General features: G+C 63.1%; 21 protein-coding genes, 1 tRNA gene and 1 riboswitch. Of the genes, 14 read left to right on the top strand and 8 right to left on the bottom strand.

The window, feature by feature from the left end; genetic code table 11:
- The first annotated feature begins 112 nt into the window (after positions 1–112).
- Together DXH78_RS02520 and DXH78_RS02515 are read left to right on the top strand one after the other, a co-directional pair.
- On the top strand, positions 113–1,132 hold the full coding sequence (locus DXH78_RS02520; RefSeq protein WP_115515582.1) for an Hsp33 family molecular chaperone: 1,020 nt from the start codon (positions 113–115) through the stop codon (positions 1,130–1,132).
- Between the two features lie 77 nt (positions 1,133–1,209).
- Positions 1,210–1,917 carry a hypothetical protein gene (locus tag DXH78_RS02515; protein ID WP_147292561.1) on the top strand — a complete coding sequence of 236 codons (708 nt, stop codon included), beginning with the start codon at positions 1,210–1,212 and terminating at the stop codon, positions 1,915–1,917.
- Here DXH78_RS02515 and apaG read toward each other — a convergent pair.
- The gene (gene apaG, locus DXH78_RS02510) at positions 1,914–2,309 is read right to left on the bottom strand and encodes a Co2+/Mg2+ efflux protein ApaG (RefSeq protein WP_115515580.1); all 396 of its coding nucleotides are present in this window, start codon (positions 2,307–2,309) and stop codon (positions 1,914–1,916) included. The two genes, DXH78_RS02515 and apaG, sit on opposite strands and share 4 nt — an antisense overlap.
- Before the next feature lie 93 nt (positions 2,310–2,402).
- Between apaG and DXH78_RS02505 the strand changes: the two genes are divergently transcribed.
- Genes DXH78_RS02505 through DXH78_RS02495 form a run of 3 tightly spaced genes read left to right on the top strand, consistent with a single transcriptional unit; the run spans position 2,403 to position 5,182 of the window.
- Positions 2,403–3,554, top strand: a complete 1,152-nt coding sequence (locus DXH78_RS02505) for an OpgC domain-containing protein (RefSeq protein WP_245416708.1) — start codon at positions 2,403–2,405, stop codon at positions 3,552–3,554.
- Complete coding sequence (locus DXH78_RS02500; protein WP_115515578.1) at positions 3,554–4,339, top strand: GDSL-type esterase/lipase family protein; 786 nt, start codon at positions 3,554–3,556, stop codon at positions 4,337–4,339. Before DXH78_RS02505 ends, DXH78_RS02500 begins: the two co-directional genes overlap by 1 nt.
- A 27-nt stretch (positions 4,340–4,366) precedes the next feature.
- On the top strand, positions 4,367–5,182 hold the full coding sequence (locus DXH78_RS02495) for an SGNH/GDSL hydrolase family protein (protein WP_115515577.1): 816 nt from the start codon (positions 4,367–4,369) through the stop codon (positions 5,180–5,182).
- A 16-nt stretch (positions 5,183–5,198) separates the two neighbouring features.
- Here DXH78_RS02495 and DXH78_RS02490 read toward each other — a convergent pair whose 3' ends face one another.
- A complete protein-coding gene (locus DXH78_RS02490) occupies positions 5,199–6,392 on the bottom strand; it encodes an O-succinylhomoserine sulfhydrylase (RefSeq protein ID WP_115515576.1) in 1,194 nt (397 codons plus the stop codon).
- Between the two features lie 107 nt (positions 6,393–6,499).
- Positions 6,500–6,578: riboswitch (SAM riboswitch) on the bottom strand.
- Between the two features lie 76 nt (positions 6,579–6,654).
- On the opposite strand from DXH78_RS02490, the gene DXH78_RS02485 reads away from it, so the two are divergent.
- Positions 6,655–7,770 carry a 2'-deoxycytidine 5'-triphosphate deaminase gene (locus tag DXH78_RS02485; RefSeq protein ID WP_115515575.1) on the top strand — a complete coding sequence of 372 codons (1,116 nt, stop codon included), beginning with the start codon at positions 6,655–6,657 and terminating at the stop codon, positions 7,768–7,770.
- Between the two features lie 49 nt (positions 7,771–7,819).
- A tRNA-Gly gene (locus tag DXH78_RS02480) sits at positions 7,820–7,893 on the top strand.
- A gap of 123 nt (positions 7,894–8,016) precedes the next feature.
- Here DXH78_RS02480 and DXH78_RS02475 read toward each other — a convergent pair.
- Positions 8,017–8,913: a PrpF domain-containing protein gene (locus DXH78_RS02475; RefSeq protein ID WP_115515574.1), complete on the bottom strand. Its 897-nt coding sequence runs from the start codon at positions 8,911–8,913 to the stop codon at positions 8,017–8,019.
- Between DXH78_RS02475 and DXH78_RS02470 the strand changes: the two genes are divergently transcribed.
- The gene (locus tag DXH78_RS02470; protein WP_115517682.1) at positions 8,891–9,202 is read left to right on the top strand and encodes a septal ring lytic transglycosylase RlpA family protein; all 312 of its coding nucleotides are present in this window, start codon (positions 8,891–8,893) and stop codon (positions 9,200–9,202) included. The two genes, DXH78_RS02475 and DXH78_RS02470, sit on opposite strands and share 23 nt — an antisense overlap.
- Before the next feature lie 91 nt (positions 9,203–9,293).
- Positions 9,294–9,560, top strand: coding sequence for a hypothetical protein (locus tag DXH78_RS19755; RefSeq protein WP_115515573.1), 267 nt, complete (start codon positions 9,294–9,296; stop codon positions 9,558–9,560).
- 6 nt (positions 9,561–9,566) lie between these two features.
- Here DXH78_RS19755 and DXH78_RS02460 read toward each other — a convergent pair whose 3' ends face one another.
- A complete protein-coding gene (locus tag DXH78_RS02460) occupies positions 9,567–10,352 on the bottom strand; it encodes a transglutaminase-like cysteine peptidase (protein WP_245416707.1) in 786 nt (261 codons plus the stop codon).
- A 266-nt stretch (positions 10,353–10,618) separates the two neighbouring features.
- Entirely contained in the window at positions 10,619–11,437 is an 819-nt protein-coding gene (locus DXH78_RS02455; RefSeq protein WP_115515571.1) for an MBL fold metallo-hydrolase, read from the bottom strand.
- Between the two features lie 458 nt (positions 11,438–11,895).
- Here DXH78_RS02455 and DXH78_RS02450 point away from each other — a divergent pair, with 458 nt between their 5' ends.
- From DXH78_RS02450 to DXH78_RS02435, 4 genes are read left to right on the top strand one after another with little or no spacing between them, the layout of a single operon-like run.
- On the top strand, positions 11,896–14,466 hold the full coding sequence (locus tag DXH78_RS02450) for a FecR domain-containing protein (protein WP_115515570.1): 2,571 nt from the start codon (positions 11,896–11,898) through the stop codon (positions 14,464–14,466).
- A 9-nt stretch (positions 14,467–14,475) separates the two neighbouring features.
- The gene (locus tag DXH78_RS02445) at positions 14,476–16,233 is read left to right on the top strand and encodes a type I secretion system permease/ATPase (protein ID WP_115515569.1); all 1,758 of its coding nucleotides are present in this window, start codon (positions 14,476–14,478) and stop codon (positions 16,231–16,233) included.
- Complete coding sequence (locus DXH78_RS02440) at positions 16,230–17,546, top strand: HlyD family type I secretion periplasmic adaptor subunit (protein WP_115515568.1); 1,317 nt, start codon at positions 16,230–16,232, stop codon at positions 17,544–17,546. The genes DXH78_RS02445 and DXH78_RS02440 overlap by 4 nt, the downstream gene beginning before the upstream one ends.
- A gap of 1 nt (position 17,547) precedes the next feature.
- Complete coding sequence (locus DXH78_RS02435; RefSeq protein WP_115515567.1) at positions 17,548–19,758, top strand: CHASE2 domain-containing protein; 2,211 nt, start codon at positions 17,548–17,550, stop codon at positions 19,756–19,758.
- Between the two features lie 9 nt (positions 19,759–19,767).
- On the opposite strand, the gene DXH78_RS02430 is transcribed toward DXH78_RS02435, so the two are convergent.
- The 3 genes from DXH78_RS02430 to DXH78_RS02420 form a co-directional block, all read right to left on the bottom strand.
- Entirely contained in the window at positions 19,768–20,712 is a 945-nt protein-coding gene (locus DXH78_RS02430) for a 1-phosphofructokinase family hexose kinase (protein WP_115515566.1), read from the bottom strand.
- Positions 20,713–20,824: 112 nt separating this feature from the next.
- On the bottom strand, positions 20,825–21,112 hold the full coding sequence (locus tag DXH78_RS02425; protein WP_115515565.1) for a hypothetical protein: 288 nt from the start codon (positions 21,110–21,112) through the stop codon (positions 20,825–20,827).
- 220 nt (positions 21,113–21,332) lie between these two features.
- Positions 21,333–22,211 (bottom strand): polysaccharide deacetylase family protein, encoded by an 879-nt coding sequence (locus DXH78_RS02420; RefSeq protein ID WP_115517681.1) that lies wholly within the window; start codon positions 22,209–22,211, stop codon positions 21,333–21,335.
- Positions 22,212–22,244: 33 nt separating this feature from the next.
- Between DXH78_RS02420 and DXH78_RS19580 the strand changes: the two genes are divergently transcribed.
- Positions 22,245–22,640 (top strand): hypothetical protein, encoded by a 396-nt coding sequence (locus DXH78_RS19580; protein ID WP_147292560.1) that lies wholly within the window; start codon positions 22,245–22,247, stop codon positions 22,638–22,640.
- The last annotated feature ends 22 nt before the right edge of the window (positions 22,641–22,662 follow it).

Here is a 22,662-nt window from a genome sequence, read left to right as displayed (position 1 = left end):
TCCAGACGGAAGATGCTGCGAGCGTGGCTGGATTCCCGGGGCTCGTTTGTCGCGCGCCGGAATGACGGCCAGAGGACTCGCCTTTCGCCGATCGTCGACTACATAAGCCCGCATGACCGAAGCCATGACGAATTTCCCTAACATTTCCCTGCCCGAACGCGCCCCGTCCGCCGTGTCGGTCGATGACGCGGTGACGCCGTTCGAGGTGGCGAGCCTCGATCTGCGCGGCCGTCTGGTGCGGCTCGGCCCGATGGTCGATGAAATACTGTCGAAGCACGCTTATCCGCTGCCGGTTGCCAAGCTGCTTGGCGAAGCCATCGTGCTGACCGTGATGCTTGGTTCGGCGTTGAAAATGAACGGCCGCTTTATCCTGCAGGCGCAGACAGACGGTCCCGTGGGCTTGCTGGTCGTCGACTACACCACGCCGGGCCATGTCCGCGCTTGCGCCCGCTATGGCGCGCCGGGCGTCGAGGCGCTGGTCGCGGCCGGCGAGGCGACGTCGGGCAATCTGCTCGGCAAGGGTCATCTCGCCATGACCATTGATCAGGGCGAGAACACCCAGCGCTATCAGGGCTTGGTGGCGCTCGACGGCCGCTCGCTTGAAGACGCCGCGCATGAATATTTCCTGCGCTCGGAACAGATCCCGACGCGTGTCCGCCTGGCTGTGGCCGAAGAAATCAAGCCCGGCACCGGCGCCGCCAGTCACCGCTGGCGGGCTGGCGGCGTGATGCTGCAGTTCCTGCCGAAGTCGCAGGAGAGGGCACGGACCGATTTGCATCCGGGTGACGCCCCGGAAGGCCTCGAGGTCGCACCGGTGATCGAGGATGATGCGTGGGTGCAGGGCCGGGCGCTGCTTGAGACCGTGGAGGACATCGAGCTGATCGATCCGGACCTGTCGAGCGAGCGTCTGGCCTATCGGCTGTTTCACGAGCCGGGCGTGCGCGTGTTCGACGCGCAGGACGTCAAGGCGCAGTGCTCGTGCTCGCGCGATGCCGTCGAGTCCATGCTCAAGAGCTTCTCGCAGGACGACCGCGATCACATGGTCGAGGACGGCCGCATTTCGGTGACCTGCGAGTTCTGCAGCTCGACCTATGTGTTCCAGCCGGAAGACGTCGGCGCGAAGGCGAATTAACTCTGCGCCTGCATTAACCTTGCGCTTGACCGCGTAACGCGGCCCGACTCCTCGATGATCGATCGGGAGTCTCCGCGATGCGCTGCTTTGTTATGGCCATCCTGTTGCTGCTCGCGCCGTCGTTGGCTCTCGCGCAAACCTGCCCGGTGCCTTTGGCGAATGCGCGCAAGCTGGTGCTGGTGACGCCCGACACCATCACGAGCACCACGGCGACGCTGCGGCGTTTCACGCGTACATCCGCCGGCGCAGCGTGGCGTGCCGATGCGGAGCCGGTCACGGCGACGATCGGCCGTGGTGGCACGGCGTGGTCACATGCCTTCCGTTCTTATGCCTTGGCTGGTGAGCCGGTGAAGATTGACGGCGACAAGCGCGTACCCGCCGGCATTTATCCGATCGGTCGCAGCTTCGGTTTCGGCCCGTCCCGGCTCAAGGGCTATCTGCGCATCGAGGAAGGCATGACCTGCGTCGATGATCCGTCATCGCCCGCCTACAATACCATCACCTCGCGTGCGCAGGTCGGCTGGAAGGTTGGCGGCGAGAACATGTGGCGCGTGCCGGAATACAGACGCGGTCTCGTCATCGACTACCCGACCAACCGCACGGCCAAGGCCGGCTCCTGCATCTTCATCCATGTGCGCAAGCCCGGCGCGCCCGGCACCTCAGGCTGTGTGTCGCTGCCCGAACCCGAGGTCGAGCGTTTGCAGCAGTTTGCCTCGGGAGGCGCGGTGCTGGCTGTGGTGCCGCGGGCCGCGCTGGGCCGTTTCGGCGGGTGTTTGCCGGACTAATTGAGAACGCGTTTGCCGCTCTGCGGCGTGTCGAGCGAAAACGGCGGGATGTTGATATTGAAGCGTCGGCCATCCTCGGTGATCATGCCGTAAGAGCCCTCCATGAAGCCGGATGGCGTCGGCAGCGGTACGCCGCTGGTATATTCATAAGAATCGCCCGGTTTCAGCACCGGCTCTTCGCCCACCACGCCAGGGCCTTTGACTTCCTGCATCCGGCCCAGCGCGTCGGTGATCTTCCAGTGGCGGGTTTTCAGCTGGACGGTATCCTCGCTACGGTTGACGATATCGATGGTATAGGACCAGAAAAAATAGCCGCTGGCCGGTGACGAGCGATCGGCAAGAAAGCGGGGTGTCACGGTGACCTCGATCTTGCGGGTTACAGCGCGGTACATCTATATGCCTTAATTCGATACGACGATTGTATGGCCAGGTCGCGCGACTCGCGAAGATTATGGCCGAAGCTATGGACGAAAGAAAAGCGGTCAATGGTCCCGACCTTGAGCGAACGAGACCTGCGGCTCGACCTGTTTCGCGGGCTGGCCCTTTGGCTCATCTTTCTCGATCACATCCCCTCCAACGCGGTGAGCTGGGTTACGATCCGCAATTACGGTTTCTCCGACGCGACCGAAATCTTCGTCTTCATATCCGGCTACACGGTCGCCTTCGTTTACGGCCGTGCGATGGAACAAAGCGGCTTCGTCGTCTCTGCCGCGCGCGTACTCAAACGTGCCTGGCAGATCTATATTGCGCATGTCTTCCTGTTTGCCATTTATCTGGCTGAGATTTCCTACATCTCACAGTCCTTCGAGAACCCGCTCTTCACCGAAGAAATGGGCGTGCTGAACTTTCTCCAAAATCCGGATGTCACCATCATCCAGGCGCTGCTATTGAAGTTCAAGCCGGTGAATATGGATGTGCTGCCGCTCTACATTGTCCTGCTTCTATGCTTCGCGCCGTTCCTGTGGTTGCTGATGCGGTCGGCCAATCTGGCTTTGCTGGCGTCCGGCGCGCTCTATTCGGTGTCATGGCTGTTCGAATGGAACCTGCCGGCCTGGCCGCAGGGTGTGTGGGTGTTCAATCCGTTCGCCTGGCAATTCCTGTTTATCTTCGGCGCCTGGTGCGCGCTTGGCGGCGCGACGCGGTTGTCGCGGGCGATTTATTCGCCGATCACGCTGGCGCTATCCATCGCGTATTTGTTGTTCGCCTTCGGCATTGCGATGACGTGGCACATCCCGTCGCTCGGCTCTTACGTGCCGCAGATCATCGGCGATACGATCTATCCGATCGACAAGACCAACCTCGATGTCTTGCGCATCCTGCATTTCCTAGCATTGGCCATCGTCACGGTGCGGCTGGTGCCGCGCGACTGGCCCGCGCTCAAATCGCCTTTCATGCGCCCGGCGATTCTGTGCGGCCAGCATTCGCTCGGCATCTTCTGTCTCGGCGTGTTTCTGTCCTTCGCAGGGCATTTCATTTTCACCGAAATTTCCAATAGGATTCCAGTCCAGTTCCTGGTCAGCCTGTCCGGCATTCTCATCATGGCAGGCGCCGCCTGGTTGATTTCGTGGTATAAACGCATTGAGAGGCAGGGGCCGCGACCTCCGGTGACAAAGCCGGGTTTCGCGGGGGGCGAGTGATGAAAGCGCGGCAAACCACCGTGAAGGTCGCATCTGCCTTGGCATGGCTCGCCGGGCTGTGGCTCGCGGCAATTGGTGGCTCTGTACCGGCTCTGGCCGGCCCCCCGGTCGAGTGCCGGGTTGATGGCGTGCCGTCGGAAGCGGCCTTCCCGCTGAACTATGTGAAGAAGGCGATCGGCAACAAAAAGTTGTCTATTCTCGTGCTCGGCACCGGGTCGTCCCAACTTGGCGGCGCCGCGCAAAACGCCTATCCGGCGCGGCTGCAAGCGGCATTGTCGCGGCGGCTGCCTGACGTGGCGGTGGCGGTCGCCGTCGACGTGGCCCAGAAACGCACCGCGGCCGATATGGTCAGAACCTTGTCGCCGGCGCTGGCGGCCTCCAAGCCGGACCTTGTGCTGTGGCAGACAGCGACGGTCGACGCGATTCAGGCGGTCGATCCGGACCAGTTCAGCCAAGCCCTCGACAAGGGCGTGCGGCTGGTGCGGGCCGCCAAGGCAGACGTCATCTTCATCAATCCGCAATACAGTCCGCGCACTGAACTGGTCATCGCCCTCGGAACCTATGTCGAAAACATGCGCTGGGTTGCGGTTCAGAAGGAAGTCCCGGTTTTCGACCGGTTCAATCTGATGAAGGCCTGGTACGACCAGGGCACCTTCGACCTCTATTCGGCGACCAAAAAACTTGATATGGCTCGTCTTGTGCATGACTGCCTGGGACGACTGCTGGCCGATCTCATCGTTGAGGCCGCAAAGCCGGACCCGGCTGTCATTGAGAAAGGCAATTAGACTCCTGCCTCTGGGACCCGCACTGTGATGAACCTCCAATTCGCCGGCCGGGCGATGGTATTGCTCGCCGCGGCGCTCTTTCTGTCTGTTCTTTCGACTCACGCAGAGGCGGCCGCGCCACCGTGCCGGACCCAGCAGGATCTCATTCGCCTCGGCGGATCGCTGGCTCAGGTTGCGCGCCGTATTGATGCTGGCAAGACCGTGACCATCGTCGCCATCGGTTCGTCATCCACCGCCGGTGCCGGTGCCAGCACGCCCGCCATGAGCTATCCGAGCCGCTTGGCTGTCGAACTGCAGCAGCAGTTCCCGAAGGCACGCTTCAACGTCATCAACCAAGGCGTCAACGGCGAGGAGGTGGCGGACATGCTGCGCCGCTTCGATGCGGCGGTGATCGCTCACAAGCCCGACCTCGTGCTCTGGCAGCTCGGCACCAATTCATTGATCCGCGATCATCAGATGAGCGATCGCGGCGCGTCGATCCGCATGGGGCTTCACAAGATCCGCGGGGTCGGCGCCGACGCGATCCTGATCGATCCGCAGTATGCGCCGAAGGTCATCGCCAAGCCGCTGGCGCCGCAGATGGTCGATTTCATCGCCGAGATTTCCAAGGAAGAGAATGTCGGCCTGTTCCGCCGCTTCGACGTGATGAAGCACTGGAGCGAGGTCGAGGGTCTTCCGTTCGATGCCTTCGTCATTGCCGACGGCTTGCACATGAACGACTGGGGCTATTCGTGCATGGCGCACAACCTCGGCGCCGCCATTGCCGACACGGTGCAGCGCCCGATCGTGGCGGCGAAAGCCGTGACGCGAAAGGCAGCGGCGCCAGTCCTCTACGGTCCCTGACCGGCGCCTCGCGTCACTAAACCTTTTCCAGCGCCGCCAGCAGATCCTCGGCGATATCGTCCGGGTGTTCGAGCCCGCAAGACAGGCGCACCAGCCCGTCGCCGATACCCAATTCAGCACGCTGCTCCGGGGTCAGGCGCTGATGCGTTGTCGTCGTGGGATGCGTGATCAGGCTTTTGGCGTCGCCGAGATTGTTGGTGATCAGGATCAGCTTGAGGGCGTTGAGGAAGCGGAACGCGCCCTCCTTGCCGCCCTTGATCTCGAAGGCGATCAGTGTCGAGCCGGCTTTCATCTGCTTCTTGACGATGTCCGCCTGCGGATGGTCGGCGCGGCCGGGATAGATCATCCGCGTCAGCTTGTCGTGGCCGGCGAGCCGGTCGGCGATCGCGGCCGCAGTGGCAGTCTGCCGCTCGACGCGGACGGCGAGAGTCTCAAGGCCCTTGAGCAGCACCCAGGCGTTGAACGGCGGCAAGGTCGGGCCGGTCTGGCGTAGCAGATTGTGATAGTGGTCGCCGATAATCTTCTCGCTGGCGAGGATGACGCCGCCGAGCACGCGGCCCTGACCGTCGATGTGTTTGGTCGCGGAATAAACCACGACATCGGCGCCTAACTGCAACGGGCTCTGGTACAGCGGCGTAGCGAACACGTTGTCGACGACGAGTTTGGCGCCAACACCATGCGCGATCTCCGCAATCGCAGCGATGTCGTAGACCTCGAGCGTCGGATTGGTCGGCGTCTCCATGAACAGAACTTTGGTCTCCTTGCGCACCGCCTTGCGCCAGGCATCAAGATCGACGCCGTCGACCAACGTAAACGTGACGCCGAAGCGCGACAGCCAGTCCTCGATCACCCAGCGACACGAGCCGAACAGCGCCTTGGCGGCGACGATGTGATCGCCGGCGCGGACGAGGCCCATCAGCGCATTGGTGACCGCGGCCATGCCGCTGACGGTGGCGCGCGCGGCCTCGGCGCCCTCAAGCGCAGCCATGCGCTTCTCGAACATGTCCATGGTCGGGTTCGAGTAGCGCGAATAGACATAGCCGGGAATCTTGCCGGAAAAGCGGGCTTCGCAGTCTTCCGCGCTTTCGTACCGATAGCCCTGCGTCAGATAGATCGCCTCCGACATCTCGTTGAATTGCGAGCGGAGCGTGCCGGCGTGGACCAGCCGGGTTTCGGGGCGGTAATTCTTTGGGTCGTTCGACGCCGACATCGTGGGCTCCTCCGACCGGACGCGACAGGCGTTCGGCCAACAAAAAAACCGGCCGGAGGGGTTACCTCGGCCGGGCCCATATGTCCTGAGGGTTGGTGAAACCCGGGGGCAGCATGTCCACGGCCTTTTAGCGATTTATTTTACGTGGCTGCAAGCCGGCCGGCTCAAATGACCACGGGATAAGGGGCTTTTTAGCGGGCCCCGCGGCTTCCCGTCAAGCGGCCGGTTGGGTTAGATCGGCCCCACCAGAGAGGTTGGGGCCGTGCCGCTGACTTTCGCCAAAGATGCCAAGGGCATCCTGCCCGATACCATGATCGAGCAACTCGCCGCCGACGGTGCGATCCGGCGCGAGAAGGAGTTCGCGTCCGACCAGATCCAGCCGGCGAGCCTCGATTTGCGCCTCGGCGCGGTGGCCTATCGCGTGCGCGCCTCGTTCCTGCCGGGCACCGCCAAGGTGTCGCGCCGTATCGAGGAACTGACGCTGCATCAATTCTCTCTCAAAGAGGGGGCGGTGCTGGAGACCGGCTGCGTCTATATCGTGCCACTGCTCGAGAGCCTGGCGCTGCCGGCCGACATTGCCGCGGCCGCCAATCCCAAAAGCTCGACCGGCCGCCTCGACGTGTTTACCCGCGTCATCGCTGACGAGATGCGCGGCTTCGATCGCATCGAGGCCGGCTACACCGGCCCGCTTTACGCCGAAATTTCACCACGGACTTTTCCGGTGCTGGTGCGTGAAGGCACCCGGCTGTCGCAGATCCGCTTTCGCCACGGCCGTGCGCAGCTCGACGCCACGGCGCTGCGCGCCCTGCACGACGAGGAACGTCTCGTCGACTGTGAGGGCGCCGATCTGTCCGACGGCATCGCGGTGAGTGTCGACCTGTCCGGTACCATTGCCGGCGCGGGCCGGCCGGGGATTGTCGGCTATCGCGCCAAGCGGCACACTGCGGTCATCGATGTCGAACGCCGCAACGGCTACGACGTCGCCGACTTCTGGGAGCCGATCAATGCGCGGCCTGACCAGCGGCTGATCCTCGATCCCGACGAGTTCTATATTCTTGCGTCCAAGGAAGCGGTGCAGGTGCCGCCCGGCTATGCGGCCGAGATGGTGCCGTTCGATCCGCTGGTTGGCGAATTCCGCGTGCACTACGCCGGCTTCTTCGATCCCGGCTTCGGCTATGCCGGCGCCGGCGGCAAAGGCTCGCGCGCGGTCCTGGAAGTGCGCTCGCGCGAGGTGCCGTTCATTCTGGAGCACGGCCAGATCGTCGGCCGGCTGGTGTACGAGAAAATGCTCGGCATGCCGAAGACCTTGTACGGGCAGGGAATCGGCTCGAACTACCAGGCGCAGAGCCTGAAGCTGAGCAAGCATTTCAAGGTTTGATGGCGGCCCTTGCCGCGAGACCCCGTCCTTCGCTAAGGTCGCCGCCGACGCGGGCGTAGTTCAATGGTAGAACGGCAGCTTCCCAAGCTGCATACGAGGGTTCGATTCCCTTCGCCCGCTCCAAGGCTTAGCCGCATATCCCAGACGCCACTCCGTCGACCACGCCTCAGCGCTTCGCGATAAAGGAGGACTTCACGCTGAGTCCTTCGCGGCGCAGGCCGCGGTTTTTCGGGAAATGCTCGGCCTTCAGCTCGCCGACCCTTGCCAGACGTCGGAACGAATGAAGACCTCGCCGCGGGCCAGAAGCCTGGCCGTCCGCATCAGACCGGCGGAGCGAATTTCGAAGCCATTCTCGCTCCCGACGAAATCAATCGTTACTTCGATCATGCCTGAGGGATGTTCGATCGAGATCAGAGCCGGGCTGCCGCCCGGCTTCACGCACAATCCGTCAGCGACCGTATGAGGAGTAAGAATACAGGCCGCCAGGCATTGCGCTCCCGTCACCGCCATCGACGGATGGCAATTCTTCGGCATGAAATAGCGGGACGCCACTACGCCGCCCTTGCGCGCTGGCGCGAGCAAACCAAACTTAGGCGTGACGGAGCCCGACACGTCCCCCATACCCATGAGCCGGCCTGCCTCCACCCGAATTGCTTCCATTCTGGCAAAGAACGGTCGATTGGCATCGAGTTCCTCGGGCGTTTCGTGACCGCTCAGTCCGAAGGCATCGGCCCGTGCGATCACAACGGGGATCGCGACGTCCAGGCAACTGACTTCAATGCCATCTATACAATTCCGTGGCTTTCCCGTTGGCATGAAAGCGCCCGTGGACGAGCCGACGATATCTTTGAAGTTCAAATAGATCGGCGCGCCTTTGCCTGGGACGCCATCAATAGAAGCATCGCCGTCGTAGCGGACTTTGCCATCAGGCGTCTGAATAATTGCATCGACCAGCGCGCCGGTATTCACCAGTTTTATCCGAACGAGGGTCTCGGCATCAGTTGCCTTGACCAAGCCCATTTCAATCGCTGCCGGTCCGACGCCCGAAAGGATGTTGCCGCAAGTCGGCTTAAAGTCCACCGTTTTGTCCAAAACAGAAACTTGAGCGAAAAAATAATCGATGTCGACTCTCGAGTGCGGCATTGCGTCGATTTATTCATCCGTGAGCGAGGAAACCGCCAGCGGAGAGGATACCAGCTCAGAGAATTTTACTGCGGCACATCGCACCTTGCCGTTCGGCGCGGTCGTTCATGTTCAAAATGAAGAAAATGGTCACACGGTCGTGGTGCGCATCACCGATCGAGGACCTTTTGTGGCCGGAAGAATCATCGATGTCTCCCAAATTGCGGCCCGCGAACTGCATTTTACCGGTCTGGCCAAGGTGTGCTTGAGGATTGTTTGGACGCCCCCCAACGCCGGGGGCGGCAAATGACCGTTGCCACAAATGGCACCAGTTCCCTGCCGATTGTCCCGGCAGCCGTCCGCTTAACCTCTCGTTTGCCGCTCGCGGTTAGGCTTGCGGCATGTCCAGTCGTCTCGCCATCACCCTGATTGCCGTCGTGGGTTCCGTCTGCGTCGCCCAAGCCGCCGACCTTGGGGATACCTGGTCCGGCGACTGCAACTGCGGTTCGGACATGATCGTGGTTTACGATTCCGAGCCCGGCGTCGTTACGCGTCAATGGAAGTCCGACTGCGATTGTCGCTATGTGCCGGACCCGCGGCGGCCCTATCGAATGGCCATGCCAGCCGGCCCGCGATTTGAGTCGCTCCGGGATCCCTGGCGGCGCTGACGTAAATCAGCCGAACGTAGCCTGCGCCCCCATCAGTCCGGCGTCGCGCACCGGCACCGGCTTCGGCGCTTCATCGCCCAGCGCAATCAGTGGCTTGAAATCCGATGTCTGCGCGTCGGTGAGCAGCAGCATCATGCGGTTATCGAGAATAAGCCATTCGCCATCGATGCGCGCGGCGGTGACGGCGTGATCTCCGCCGGTGCGATTATCCCGGACGATGACGAGGTTGAGGTCGTCGGTGCTCATGCCGGCCTCGCGCAGGGCGACATATTTGGCGATGGCGTAGTCTTCGCAATCGCCGCTGCCGAAGGCGAAGGTCATCAGCGGCGATTGCCAGACGTCCGTCGTACCGAACTGGGTGGAATCGCGCGAAAAGCGAATGGCGAGATTGACGGCGCGATTGATCAGGCCGGCGCGGGCGCGCCCGTTTTCAGCTCGCGCCCCATCGACGATCGACAGAAAATTCGCCGTTGACGGCGGGCAGGCGTCGGGCATCTGCCGGCAGAGTGCCATGATGCGCGTCTCGATGGCGATGACGGATTGCAGGTTCTTCCATTTCGCCGCCACAGCCTGCGCGGACGTTTCCGCAAGCGCGGGATGAGTCAGGTTGAAAGGCGCGGCGACCGGTGGCGGCAGATTGGCCGGGGCGTCAAACGGCGCCAGCGCAATTTGCGTAGACGTATGTCCGTGAACGGCCTCGGCGCGCGCCTTGTGATGGCACGCACTGAACACGATTACGCCCATTGCGGCGGCCAGGAAAAGCCAAGCCCGCCACTGCGACCGGATAACCATCGGAACGCCCCCCCTGTCGGAGCGATGCGCCTGCCTTCATTGGCTGGTGCGGCTCCTCTCGTGAAGGGGATCGATAGAACAAGCGCCGCTGCAGGCCCGTTAAATGCCGGGTTCCCCGGCGCATACTTTGCCGCGTAGCGTCAATGCGTCGGTGCAGGATTATCTAAAATTTGAATCGTCGAGCGCTGCGTCGATGCGCAACGGAATGTTCATCATTAAGAAAAGGGAAATAAAGCGGCGAGCTTGGCCGCTGTCATGCGCAACGACTACAGATCGATGATTTGCCCTTCGCGCGCGGTCAGCGTGCCAGGGCGGGCGTCGGCCGCGTCGGCAGCCAGCGCGTCCATGACGTCGTCGTCGTGCGATGGGTCATGATGAAACAGGCATAGTGTCTTGGCGCCGGCCTCGTCGGCGAGCTTGACGCCGCGATTCCAGGTCGAGTGTCCCCAGGTCTCGCGGGTCTTTATTTCTTCCTCGGTGAAGGTCGCATCGTAGACGATGAGGTCGGCGTTACGCGCCAGCGCCACCAGTTCGCGATCGCGCTGGCCTGGAAAGCCCGACGTGTCGCTGATCAGCGCAAAGACCTTTCCATTGTATTCGAGGCGGTAGCCGCTGGCGCCGTCGGGATGGTCGAGCGGCGCGGTGTGCAGGGTGATGCCGGGATGGGGTTTGAGCACGTCGCCGGAGACGAAATCGTGATAGGTGATGCCGGCCCGGAAGATCTCGACCTCGACCGGAAACAGCGGCGAGCTCATGATCTTGCGCATTACCTGTTCGACGCTGCCATCGGGCAGCAGATTGCCGGCCCAGATGCCGACTTTGTAACCGTCAATGAAGAACGGCGCGAAGAACGGCAGGCCGGTGACGTGGTCGAGATGGCAGTGGGTGAGGAAGATATCGGCCTCGCGGCGGGCGCTGTCTTTGACCAGCGCGTTGCCGAGCTGGCGCAAGCCTGTGCCGGCGTCGAAGATCAGCACATGGTCACCGCAGCGGACCTCGATGCAGGGCGTATTGCCGCCATAGCGGATCGTGTCTGCACCTGGACAGGCGATGCTGCCCCTCACTCCCCAGAATCGCACGCGCATGAAGTCCGCCGCCCTTCGGTCGTTTCTTGGAATCATTTGCCCTGCATCCTAGCGGATCGCCGGGAAGGCTGCGGGGGTCGCGGTCATCGCGCCGCCAATGTGCCGCAGGACCGTCGCCACCGGTGTGATCCGGATCACGGCGGACAGGCCGGTTGTCGGAATAGGGTTCTTGGTCGAGAAGACGGGGCGGTGCCTTCGTCGGCGTCGCCGGAAAATAGATCGGCAGGTTGCAATTTCGGGCGCAGCGGGGCCCATTTTTTCGGCAATTGCCGAAACGAGGCCGTTTGGCCCCCGATTAATGATATTTCCGCGATTTTCGGGATTTTCCCGGCGATTTCGCGGAGTGTATACTATAAACGCTTTCTTAAGACCCGCCCGCCGCCGACCCGCCGATATCAGGCAGGCCGCGCGCCGGGCGGTAATCCGATCTTATCGCGACCGGTGAGGCGGTCAGGGGCATGTTACGCGAGACGGATGTGTTCGAGGCGCAAGGCTTCGCGTTCGCCGATCAGGGCGAGCCGAAGGCGTCGGCGCTCGTCACCGTGGAGCAAAGTGCGCAAGGCGCCGCCGCCACAATTCCCGACGCGCATCTGCTGTTCAATTCGGACTTCATCCGCAGCGGCAACGATCTTCACCTCAACGGTCATAACGGCGACCGCGCCATCGTCCGCGATTATTTCGGCACGGCCGAACGTGTCGCGCTCCTGTCGGGCGACGGCGCGCGCCTGTCGCCAGACCTGGTCGATGCGCTGACCAAATCCGGCGCGTCGCACCAGTATGCCCAGGCTACGGCCCCGGCCCCGGCGGCGAGTGATGCGGTTGGCCGTGTCGTCACCGCGAGCGCCGACTCGACCATTATGCGCAACGGCGCTCCCGTCACGGTGCGACCCGGCGATGTCGTGCTGCGCGCCGACGTGCTGCAAACCGCCGGCGGCACGATGGCCGTCACCTTCAACGACGGCTCGACGCTGAATCTGACCGCCAATACCCGTATCGTTGTCAGCGAGTTCGTCTATTCGCCGAACGGCACCGGCAATTCGCAGCTGCTGGACCTGGTGCAGGGTTCGCTCACCTTTATTTCCGGCGAAGTCGCCCATACCGGCGATATGCGCATCGGTACGCCGGTCGCCACCATGGGCATCCGCGGCACCGTCGGCGGCGTCACCACCGCGAGCGACGGCACCGTACAGTTCTACGTGTCGCAGAGCGCGACCGGCGCGGTGATCATCAACCAGCAGGGCCAGATCATCGCCAACGTCGTGCAGGACGGTCCGATGATCGTGGTGCGGCCGGTCGGGCCGTTGCAGATCATTGCCGAAGAAATTCAGAAGTCGCCGGCGCAGCTCGCCGTTGAACTCCAGGCGCTGCAGCAAATCGTCAACATCAAGTCGATCGGCGACCAGCTCCTGCAGCAGTTCTTTCAGCAGCAGCAACCTGGCCCCAATCCGCAGTCGCCGCAAAACGGGCCGCACACGCAGATCCCGACTGACGACAAGATCAAGATCACCTTGTTTCTCGACGACAAGGGCGGCGGCAATGGTGGCGTCGCACCGGTGACGCACGCCGTCGTCGAGACCATCAAGAGCAATCACGACACGCCGCCGCCGCCGATCACCGTGCCGGTTATCATCAATCTGCCAATCAATGACGCGCCGGTATTTGCCGCCGATTCCTACAATTTCTCCGTCCGCTCGCATGTGGCGCCGGGAACCGTCGTCGGCACCGTCGTTGCCAGTGACGTCGATGGCGACTCGCTCGTTTACAAGATCGTGTCCGGAAACGACGATGGCGTGTTCTCGGTCGATAGCCACGGCAACATCATCGCGGCAGGTCTGGTCGATCATTCCAGCTCCAGCAGCCGCGATCTCGTCGTGTCGGTGACCGATCCTGGCGGCCTTACCGATGTCACGGCCGTACACATAGGCATCCAACCCGTCTGTTCGCCGAACAGTGTGGCCCTGACATCGAGCCAGGGCGTCACTATTGATGTTTCGCAGGACGGTGCGACGAACGGATTCCAGTTTGCCGGTGGCGGCAATGTCACGACGCCGGGGACGCCGGAGGATCGCATCGCCCTTGGCTACAGCTTCGATGGCCAATCTTATGTCGTGAACCAGGCACCGCTGATGAACGACGAACATATGACGCCGGTCGGGACCGCGTCATATTCCGAAGGCGGCGTGAGCTATTTCTCGAGCATTCTGTCCGCCGGTCATGGTGTGACGCTGACGCAGACGATCGGGCTCGGTGCGAACGCCAATTACTTCACGACCGATATCGTCCTCTACAATGGTAGCGGTTCGACGCTGAGCAATCTGCGTTTCTTGCGCAATCTCGATCCCGACCAAGACGTTGACACGCACGGCAACTATTCGACCTTCAATGATGTGCTGCAAAATCCGGTGAACGGCGCCTCAGTCGCCGCGGTATCGGCTCTTGGCACGATTTCCGGCGCGTCGGTCGTGCTGGTAGCGGATGGGAGCGGCTGGCGCGCTTCCGCGCCGAGTGGCCTCGTCCATTCCGATCCGTACGACAGCAGCGTCTATGCCAACCCTTCCGATCCAGACGGCGCCAGTGGGGATCGTGGCATCACGCTGGTTTATGATGGAGGAGCTTTGGCGGCTGGCGCAAGCCTTCACGTCAGCTACATTACGACGGCCAATGTCGCGACCACCGGCGCCAACGCTCTGGTCGGCACGGCCGGCAGTAATACGATCGACGGATTGGGCGGTGGCGATCTGATGTTCGGGCTTGCTGGCGCCGACAGCTTTGCCTTCAAGCCGGGCTATGGTGCGGCTTCGGTCGCCGATTTTTCCGGCCATGCCGCGCAAGGCGATGTGATCGACCTCATTGATTTCTCATTCGCCAGTTTCAACGATTTGAAGGCCGCGGCGACGTTTTACGATATAGGCACCGGCGGCGACCATGCGACGAAGATCGATTTCGGTAATGGCGACACGCTAACCTTGCTGCATGTCGACCCGACGCACCTCACGGCCGCCGATTTCATCTTCCACCCATTAGTATAATATCGGCTGATGCAAGCCGGACACCGGTCACCCAAGCTCCGCTCCGAACTCTCGGCTGCGCTCGCGGCCTGCCGCGGCGCGTTCATCGGCACCGGGCTGATCTCCGGCATGAGCAACATCCTCATGCTCACCGGCGCCCTGTTCATGCTCGAGGTCTATGACCGCGTGCTGCCGAGTCGCAGTGTGCCGACGCTCGTCGGCCTGCTCGTGCTCGTGGTGGTGTTGTTCGCCGCGCTCGGCGTGCTCGACGCGATCCGCGCACGCATTCTGGCCCGTGTCGGCGCCGCGCTCGATGAATCCCTGAGCGGCCGCGTCTATGACACTTTGGTGCGCCTGCCTTTGCGGATCGGCACGCGCGGCGACGGCAACCAGCCGCTGCGCGATCTCGACGCCGTGCGCTCCTATCTTTCGGGTCTTGGGCCGGTGGCGCTCTTCGACCTGCCGTGGATCCCGCTCTACCTCGCTATCTGCTTCATCTTCCATCCGCTGATCGGTCTCACGGCGCTTGGCGGCGCAATCGTTCTCATCGCGCTGACCGTGGCCACCGAGGTGATGACGCAGGCGCCGTCAAAAGCGGTGATTGAGGCCGCGGCAGCCCGCAGCAACATCGCCGAAGCGAGCCGGCGCAATGCCGAGGTGCTGATCGCGATGGGCATGCTGCCGCGTATGGCGGCGCGCTGGGCGAACGCCAACCGCCGCTATCTCGCCAGCCAGCAACAGACCAGCGACATCGGCGGCGGTCTCGGCTCCGCGTCCAAGGTGCTGCGCATGCTCTTGCAGTCCGGCGTGCTGGCGGTCGGCGCCTGGCTTGTCATCAATCAGCAGGCGAGTGCCGGGATCATCATTGCCAGCTCGATCCTGAGCGCCCGCGCGCTCGCGCCGGTCGATCTCGCCATCGCCAATTGGAAGGGCTTTGTCGCCGCCCGGCAGAGCTGGAAGCGGCTGAACAATCTGCTCGAGGCCATGCCGGCCCAACAGCAGCCGATGGCGCTGCCGGCGCCGTCGCACCGGCTTGCCGTCGAAGGCGTTGCCGCAACCGCGCCGGGCACGAACAAGGTGCTGGTGCAGGAGATCGCTTTCAAGCTCGACGCCGGGCAGGGGCTCGGCATCATCGGTCCGAGCGGCTCCGGCAAGTCGTCGCTGGCGCGTGTCCTCGTCGGTGTCTGGCCATCGGCGCGCGGTAAGGTGCGCCTCGACGGCGCCGCGCTCGATCAGTGGTCGTCCGAGCAACTAGGGCCCCATATCGGCTACCTGCCGCAGGACGTCGAACTGATGACCGGCACGGTGGCCGAGAACATCGCGCGCTTCGAGGATAAGCCGGACGGCAATGCAGTGATTGCCGCCGCCAAGGCCGTTGGCGTGCACGAGATGATCGTGGCGCTGCCGCAGGGCTATGAGACGCCCGTCGGCGAACATGGCGACGCGCTTTCGGCGGGACAGGCGCAGCGCGTCGCGCTCGCCCGCGCCGTTTATCGCAATCCGTTTCTCGTTGTGCTCGACGAGCCGAACTCGCATCTGGATGCCGACGGTGACACCGCGCTGACGCGTGCGATTCTTGGCATTCGCGAGCGCAAGGGCATCGTCATCGTCATCGCCCATCGGCCGAGTGCGATCGCCGGCGTCGATCAGATTCTCATGCTCAACCAGGGCCGCGTCCAGGCGCTCGGCCCGAAGGACGAAGTACTGGCCAAGGTGCTGCAGCGGCCGCCTGGTGTTGCCGCCGCGACGCCGATCACGGCACGCTCGGAAGGCGGAGCCAGCGCATGACCGGCACAGCCCCGATGCCATCGGCAGCGCGCGCTTCGATCCGGCGTCATCTGATCGTCGGCCTGATGATCGTCATCCTGCTCGGCGGCGGCGTTGGCGGCTGGGCGGCGACCGTGAAGCTGTCGGGTGCGCTGATCGCGCAGGGCTCGGTCGTGGTCGATCAGAACGTGCAGAAGGTGCAGCATCCCACCGGCGGCATTGTCGGCGAATTGCGCGTGCGCGATGGCGACCGCGTCAAGGCGGGCGATGTGCTGGTGCGGCTCGACGAGACCGTGATGCGCGCCAACCTCGCCATCGTCGCCAAGGGGCTGGATCAGCAACTGGCGCGCAAGGCGCGGCTCGAGGCCGAGCGCGATGGCGCCGAGGCCATCGCCTTTGCGCCGGATCTGGTGGCGCGCGCCAAGGATGCTGATATTGCCGCGACCCTGGCCAGTGAGCAGAAGCTGTTTGAGCTACGCCGCACCGAGCGCACCGGCCAGAAGGCGCAGCTTGGCCAGCGCGTCGCCCAACTCGAACAGGAGATCGGCGGCATCGAGGCGCAGCAAGCGGCCAAGGCCCAGGAGATCGAGCTGATCGGCCGCGAACTCATCGGCGTGCGCGAGCTTTATAACAAGAATCTGGTGCAGCTCTCGCGCCTCACGCAGCTCGAGCGCGAGATGGCGCGGCTCGGCGGCGAGCGCGCGCAACTGCTGGCGGTCGCGGCGCAGTCACGCGGCAAGATCGCCGAGATCCGTTTGCAGATCATTCAGATCGACCAGAACCTGTCGAGCGAGGTCGCCAAGGAACTGCGCGAGACCGACGGCAAGATCGGCGAATTCGTCGAGCGCAAGATCACCGCCGAGGACCAGTTGCGCCGCGTCGATATCCGCGCGCCGCAGACCGGCTTCGTGTTCCAGTCGGCGGTGCATACGATCGGCGGCGTCATCTCCGCGTCCGATCCGATCATGTATATCGTGCCGGATAATGACCGGTTGCAGGTCGAAGCCAAGGTGCAGCCGCAGGACATCGCGCAGGTTAAGGTCGGCCAGCACGCGGTGTTGCGCTTCTCGGCTTTCAACACCCGCACCACACCGGAAATCGATGGTGAAGTGACGCGGGTGTCGGCGGACACCTCGACCGACCCGCGCACAGGGCTGAGCTTTTACACCATTCGCGTCGGCCTGCCGCCGGAGGAACTGAAGAAGCTCGGCGAGTTGAAGTTGCTGCCCGGCATGCCGGTGGAGGCCTTCGTGCAGACCGGCGAGCGCACCGTCATCTCCTATCTGATGAAGCCGCTCTACGATCAGTTCATGCGCGCCTTCCGCGAGAAATAGCATGAAGATCCTTGGGCGAATCGGGCGCTGGTTCGGCGTTGGCCGGGCGGTCAGCCTCGTCCTGATGGCGGCGCTCGTTACGCTGCGCATCGCCGATCCGGCGCCGCTCGAAGCCTTGCGCAGCCGCACCTTCGATCTCTATCAACGCATCAAGCCGCGCGAGGCCACGTTGCGCCCGGCGGTCATCGTCGACATCGACGAGGCGAGTTTGAAGGCGCTGGGGCAATGGCCATGGCCGCGCACCTTGCTGGCCGATCTCAATAACAAGCTCACGCGTCTCGGTGCCGCGGTGGTCGCCTACGACATCATCTTCGCCGAGCCGGATCGAATGTCGCCGGCCGTTGCCGCCGACAGCTTCCGCAATCTCGATGCCGCCACCCGCGATGAGTTGCGCAAGCTGCCGGATAATGACGCGGTGTTCGCCGAAGCGATGCGGGCCTCGCGCGTTGTACTCGGCGAATCCGGGCATCATCTGCCGGATGGCGCCGCCAAGCCGCCATCGGTCGGCTTCGCGATGATTGGCCCTGATCCGCGCCGCTTCCTGCTCAATTACCCCGGCCTCATCGGCAATCTGCCGGTGCTGGAGCAGGCGGCGGCCGGCCGCGGCATGCTGACCATGCAGCCCGAAGCCGACGGCATCGTGCGCCGCGTGCCGATGCTGATGAACGCGCAGGACACGCTGATGCCGTCCCTGACGCTGGACATGTTGCGCGTGGTGACGCGTGCCAGCGCCTTCCGCGTCAACAGCGGTCCGGCCGGCGTGCGCAGCGTCGCCATTCCGGCGCTCGACATGCCGACCGACGGGCAGGGCCAGCTCTGGGTTCATTTCGCACCCTATGATGCCGGCCGTTACGTCTCGGCCCGGGATGTGCTCGAAGGCCGCGTGCCGCCGGAACGCATTGCGCGCAAGCTGGTGCTCGTCGGTACTTCGGCTGTGGGCCTGCGCGACATCAAGGCGACGCCGATCGACCCGGCGATGTCCGGCGTCGAGGTCCATGCCCAGGTGCTGGAGAGCATCCTGTCGAAATCGGTGTTGACGCGCCCGAGCTACGCGATCGGCGCGGAACTCGTCGTCGCCACGCTGTTCGGCTTGACCATCATCGCGCTCGGCCCCGTGCTCGGCGCGGCCATGATGCTCGGCCTCGGCGCGCTGGTCTCAGCGGCGATCCTGGCCGGCTCGTGGGTTCTGTTCACGCAACAGCGCATACTGATCGACGCGACCTTTCCGCTGCTGGCGACATTCCTGATCTATCTGACGCTGATCTTCACAAATTACTTCCGCGAGCAACTGCAGCGTCACCGCATCCGCACTGCGTTCGGGCAGTATTTGTCGCCGGAACTGGTGGCCCAGCTCGCCCAATCGCACGAGACGCTGACGCTCGGCGGCGAAGACCGTAACATGTCGATCATGTTCTCGGACGTGCGCGGCTTCACCACCATTTCCGAACTGTACAAGGACGATCCACAGGGCCTCACCACCCTGATGAACAACTTCCTGACGCCGCTCACCAACGCGATCATCGAGAACCACGGCACCATCGACAAGTATATCGGCGATGCCGTCATGGCGTTCTGGAATGCGCCACTCACGGACAACGATCACGAGGCGCACGCCTGCGCCGCGGCGCTGGAAATGCTGCGCCGAGTCGACATTCTCAACGCGCAGCGCGAGAAGGAGGCCGAAGCGGGCGGTCAGCGTTTCATTCCGATTAAGATCGGCATCGGCATCAATACCGGCCGCTGCGTTGTCGGCAATATGGGTTCGGATCTGCGCTTCAATTATTCGGTGCTCGGCGATTCCGTGAATCTCGCCTCGCGCCTGGAAGGCCAGTCCAAGAATTACGGCGTCGGCATTATCATCGGCAGCAACACCGCCAAGGCGATTGGCGATCGGTTTGCGATCCTGGAGCTCGACGTCATCACGGTGAAGGGCAAGACCGAGCCGGAAACGGTCTATTCCGTGCTGGGCGCCGCCGATGTTGCGCAGAGTGAGACTTATCTGCAGCTGCGGCAGGTATTCGGCGATATGCTGAAAGCCTATCGCGGCCAGGATTTCGATGCCGCGGAGCAGATGATCTTGCGCTGCCGGCAGGCCGTGCAGCCTTTCGGTCTCGACCGGTTGGTCGATATCTACACCTTGCGCATTGCCGGCTTTCAGAAGGAAGCGCCGCCGGCGGACTGGAACGGCGTGTTCGCACTCGAAAGCAAGTAGCGCGGCGGCTCAGAGCGAGATTTCCGCAATCTTGACCTTCGGCAACAACTGCTTGACCTCAACCTCGCGGCACAGTTCGGTGCCGGGGTTCATCACCGCGGCCGAGCCGGCGGCGACCGCGACGCGAAATGCGTCGTGCTCGGATTGCCCTTGAGCCAGCGCCCAGACCAGCCCGCCGAGAAAGCTGTCGCCGGCGCCGACTGCGCTGACGACGTCGATCTTCATCGGTTGCGCTTTCAGCGCGCGGTCCTTCGTCACCAGCAGCGCGCCGTCGCCGCCCAGGGTGAGCGCCACCATCGTCACACGATCGGCGTCGATCAGCTTGCGACACGCGGCGACACAGGCCGCGTCGCTGTCGAGCTTTTCGCCGGTGAACTCGCTGAGCTCATTGAGGTTCGGCTTGATGATATCGACGCCTTCGGCAATCGCTTCTTTCAGCGCGTCGCCGGAGGTATCCACCACGGTGCGGGCGCCGAGTTTGCGGGCCTCGCGGATGACGCGGGAGAAGAAATCCTCCGGCACGCCGGGCGGAATGCTGCCGCTGGCGACGACGAAAGACGGCTTGCCCTGTAGCGTCGTCAGCTTGTCGAGGCAGGCCTCCCATTCGGCGCGGTGCAACGTCGAGCCGGGTAGCACAAAGCGAAACTGATCGCCGCTGGTCGTCTCGAACGCCGTGAAGTTTTCGCGCGTCTCGACATGGGACGGCGTCGCGATGCTGACGATCCCTTCGCGGTCGAGCAGCTTCTGCAGCAATTTGCCGATAGCGCCGCCGGCCGGATAGATCGCGGTGACGTCGCCGCCCAGACGATAGGCGACGCGCGCGACATTAATGCCGCCGCCGCCCGGATCGCGTTTGGGCGCCGAGCAGCGCATCTTCCTGATTGGTTCGACGCGCTCGACATCGACGAAAATGTCGACGGCAGGATTGATCGTGATCGTCACGATGTCAGGCATGACGAGGCCTTATGCTGGCAGGAGGACGAACCGCGGAGCTTCGGTCCACCGCCTTCAACGCCTGCCGGCGGACATGCGTTCCGCGCCACAGCGCCGCGTGCCGGCCGAACGGTCAGTCGAGGCTGGCCTGCTTGCTTTGCTCGGCGTCGTAGATCGAGACCTGCACGACCGGAAAGGACTTCTTGATCGCCTGTCCGGCGATGCGCGCTTCATCGAGTGAAGCGAAGGTCGCCTTGGTCTGACGGTCGACCTGGAGACGGTATCGCGCCAATGTCGGGCGCATCTGGCCGACGCGCGCCATTTCCGGCTCGGGCGCTTTATCTTTCTTCGGCAGATTGATGGTGGCTGGCCGCGTCACGTCTTTCGCGGCCCGGAGCGGCTTCCGGACGTCTTCGTCCATCGGGTATTCCTTTTTAATCGGAGAAGGCCTCGCGGAAATGATTCGATCCGCTGGCCTGAGCCAAGTCTGCGCTCAATCGGCGCCGCAAGGCAAGCGAGATCCGCCCGGCTATCCAAGGTCGGCTGTAGCGGCCTTAGATCGGCCCCAAAATGAACCGGCCGCGCTTCTCGCGAAGCGCGGCCGCGTGTCGATGGATGCCGGTCTTTCGAACAGACGGCGATCAATTTTCCTTGATGGTCTTGATGACGCTCGACATCGGGCGGGCCTCTTCCAGGCCGCCGCCGATTTCCTTCATCACCATATCGACAAATTCCTTCTTCGGCTCGATCGGCGTCTTGCCGGTGATTTGCACAACCTTGTAGCCGCCGTCCTTGAGACGCTTGAGCAGCTCGGGCGTCGCCGCGGCGGTTGCCGGCTGGAAGTCGTGCATCAGGATGATGCCCTTGCCGTTCTTTTCGAGCTTCTTCATCACGTTGGCGATGACATGCTCGGGCTTGCGGGTTTTGAAGTCGAACGAGTCGAGGTCGGTCGAGAAGATGCCGACGTTGCGGTCGGCGAGATACTTCATCATTTCCGGCGGATGACGCAGCGCCGGGAAACGAAAGAACGGCTGCACCGGCTTGTTGCCCAGCGCGATGCTGACGGCCGCGAGGCCCTTCTCATATTCGGCGACCGCTTCGTCCTGTGTCATGCGCGACAGGTCCTTGTGCGACCAGGTGTGCGTACCGACGGTGTGACCTTCGGCAGCGACGCGCTTGAGAATTTCCGGATGCCAGCCGGCATGCTTGCCGATAGCGAAGAACAGCGCCTTGGTGCACTGATCGGCCAGCGCCTTCAGCACCGCCGGTGTGTGGCCCGGCCACGGGCCGTCGTCGAAGGTGAGCACGACTTCCTTGTCGCGCAGGAAATCATAAGCCTTGAAGTGCTCGAAACCGAAACCCGGGCCGCCGGTGGTGTCGATTTCGACGACACGGGTAACGCCCAGCGCGTTCGGGTTCTCGCATTTTGCCGGCGCCGCGGCGGGCGCGTTCTGGGCCCAGGCCGCCGAGCCCACAGTGGACATCGAGACGGCGACAAAAAGGGCCAAAGCGGTACGCATAGACAGCTCCATAGGGAGAGAAGTTCTTAACTGATGCCGAAGGGCATTCATTACGGCTTTAACCTTTTGAGTCAACGAAAGTCCCGAAACAGCCCGGGTTTCCTGCCTTGCGAATGGAACATGGTTAACGGCGGTGGTATCCCCACCGGTCATTGCGGGGCGCGGCGATCCGCCCTATGTGAAAGTAGTATCGCGAATGGCTCTTTCCAGTGCCGCTCGGCTTTTGGGAGCGGCGGTGTTTCGATAGGGGACGACATGCAGGGGACCGACGTACCGGTTTCGACGCAAACCTCGTCAATGCCCTGGCCTGCCATGCTGCTCTCGCTGCTTGTCGGCGGAATCTTCGCCCTGACCATTGGCCTATGGGCCTATTTCGGTAGTGCCGTCTTCTTTGAAATGGTGCGTTCTGGGCTGGCGGCTTGTTTCTGATTGCAGCCGAATGCACCCTCTG

Origin of the sequence: Undibacter mobilis (assembly GCF_003367195.1) — a bacterium.
Classification (GTDB): Bacteria; Pseudomonadota; Alphaproteobacteria; order Rhizobiales; family Xanthobacteraceae; genus Pseudolabrys; species Pseudolabrys mobilis.
The sequence above is the reverse complement of the archived record's forward strand: the minus strand, read 5'-3'. Positions and strand labels throughout refer to the sequence as shown.

Bases quoted from the DNA above. Each gene is read 5' to 3' on its own strand.
- DXH78_RS02520 (WP_115515582.1), top strand. From the start codon at position 113: ATGACCGAAGCCATGACGAATTTCCCTAACATTTCCCTGCCCGAACGC.
- DXH78_RS02515 (WP_147292561.1), top strand. From the start codon at position 1,210: ATGCGCTGCTTTGTTATGGCCATCCTGTTGCTGCTCGCGCCGTCGTTG.
- apaG (WP_115515580.1), bottom strand. From the start codon at position 2,309: ATGTACCGCGCTGTAACCCGCAAGATCGAGGTCACCGTGACACCCCGC.
- DXH78_RS02505 (WP_245416708.1), top strand. From the start codon at position 2,403: ATGGTCCCGACCTTGAGCGAACGAGACCTGCGGCTCGACCTGTTTCGC.
- DXH78_RS02500 (WP_115515578.1), top strand. From the start codon at position 3,554: ATGAAAGCGCGGCAAACCACCGTGAAGGTCGCATCTGCCTTGGCATGG.
- DXH78_RS02495 (WP_115515577.1), top strand. From the start codon at position 4,367: ATGAACCTCCAATTCGCCGGCCGGGCGATGGTATTGCTCGCCGCGGCG.
- DXH78_RS02490 (WP_115515576.1), bottom strand. From the start codon at position 6,392: ATGTCGGCGTCGAACGACCCAAAGAATTACCGCCCCGAAACCCGGCTG.
- DXH78_RS02470 (WP_115517682.1), top strand. From the start codon at position 8,891: ATGTCGACTCTCGAGTGCGGCATTGCGTCGATTTATTCATCCGTGAGC.
- DXH78_RS02475 (WP_115515574.1), bottom strand. From the start codon at position 8,913: ATGCCGCACTCGAGAGTCGACATCGATTATTTTTTCGCTCAAGTTTCT.
- DXH78_RS19755 (WP_115515573.1), top strand. From the start codon at position 9,294: ATGTCCAGTCGTCTCGCCATCACCCTGATTGCCGTCGTGGGTTCCGTC.
- DXH78_RS02460 (WP_245416707.1), bottom strand. From the start codon at position 10,352: ATGGTTATCCGGTCGCAGTGGCGGGCTTGGCTTTTCCTGGCCGCCGCA.
- DXH78_RS02455 (WP_115515571.1), bottom strand. From the start codon at position 11,437: ATGCGCGTGCGATTCTGGGGAGTGAGGGGCAGCATCGCCTGTCCAGGT.
- DXH78_RS02450 (WP_115515570.1), top strand. From the start codon at position 11,896: ATGTTACGCGAGACGGATGTGTTCGAGGCGCAAGGCTTCGCGTTCGCC.
- DXH78_RS02445 (WP_115515569.1), top strand. From the start codon at position 14,476: ATGCAAGCCGGACACCGGTCACCCAAGCTCCGCTCCGAACTCTCGGCT.
- DXH78_RS02440 (WP_115515568.1), top strand. From the start codon at position 16,230: ATGACCGGCACAGCCCCGATGCCATCGGCAGCGCGCGCTTCGATCCGG.
- DXH78_RS02435 (WP_115515567.1), top strand. From the start codon at position 17,548: ATGAAGATCCTTGGGCGAATCGGGCGCTGGTTCGGCGTTGGCCGGGCG.
- DXH78_RS02430 (WP_115515566.1), bottom strand. From the start codon at position 20,712: ATGCCTGACATCGTGACGATCACGATCAATCCTGCCGTCGACATTTTC.
- DXH78_RS02425 (WP_115515565.1), bottom strand. From the start codon at position 21,112: ATGGACGAAGACGTCCGGAAGCCGCTCCGGGCCGCGAAAGACGTGACG.
- DXH78_RS02420 (WP_115517681.1), bottom strand. From the start codon at position 22,211: ATGCGTACCGCTTTGGCCCTTTTTGTCGCCGTCTCGATGTCCACTGTG.
- DXH78_RS19580 (WP_147292560.1), top strand. From the start codon at position 22,245: ATGCCGAAGGGCATTCATTACGGCTTTAACCTTTTGAGTCAACGAAAG.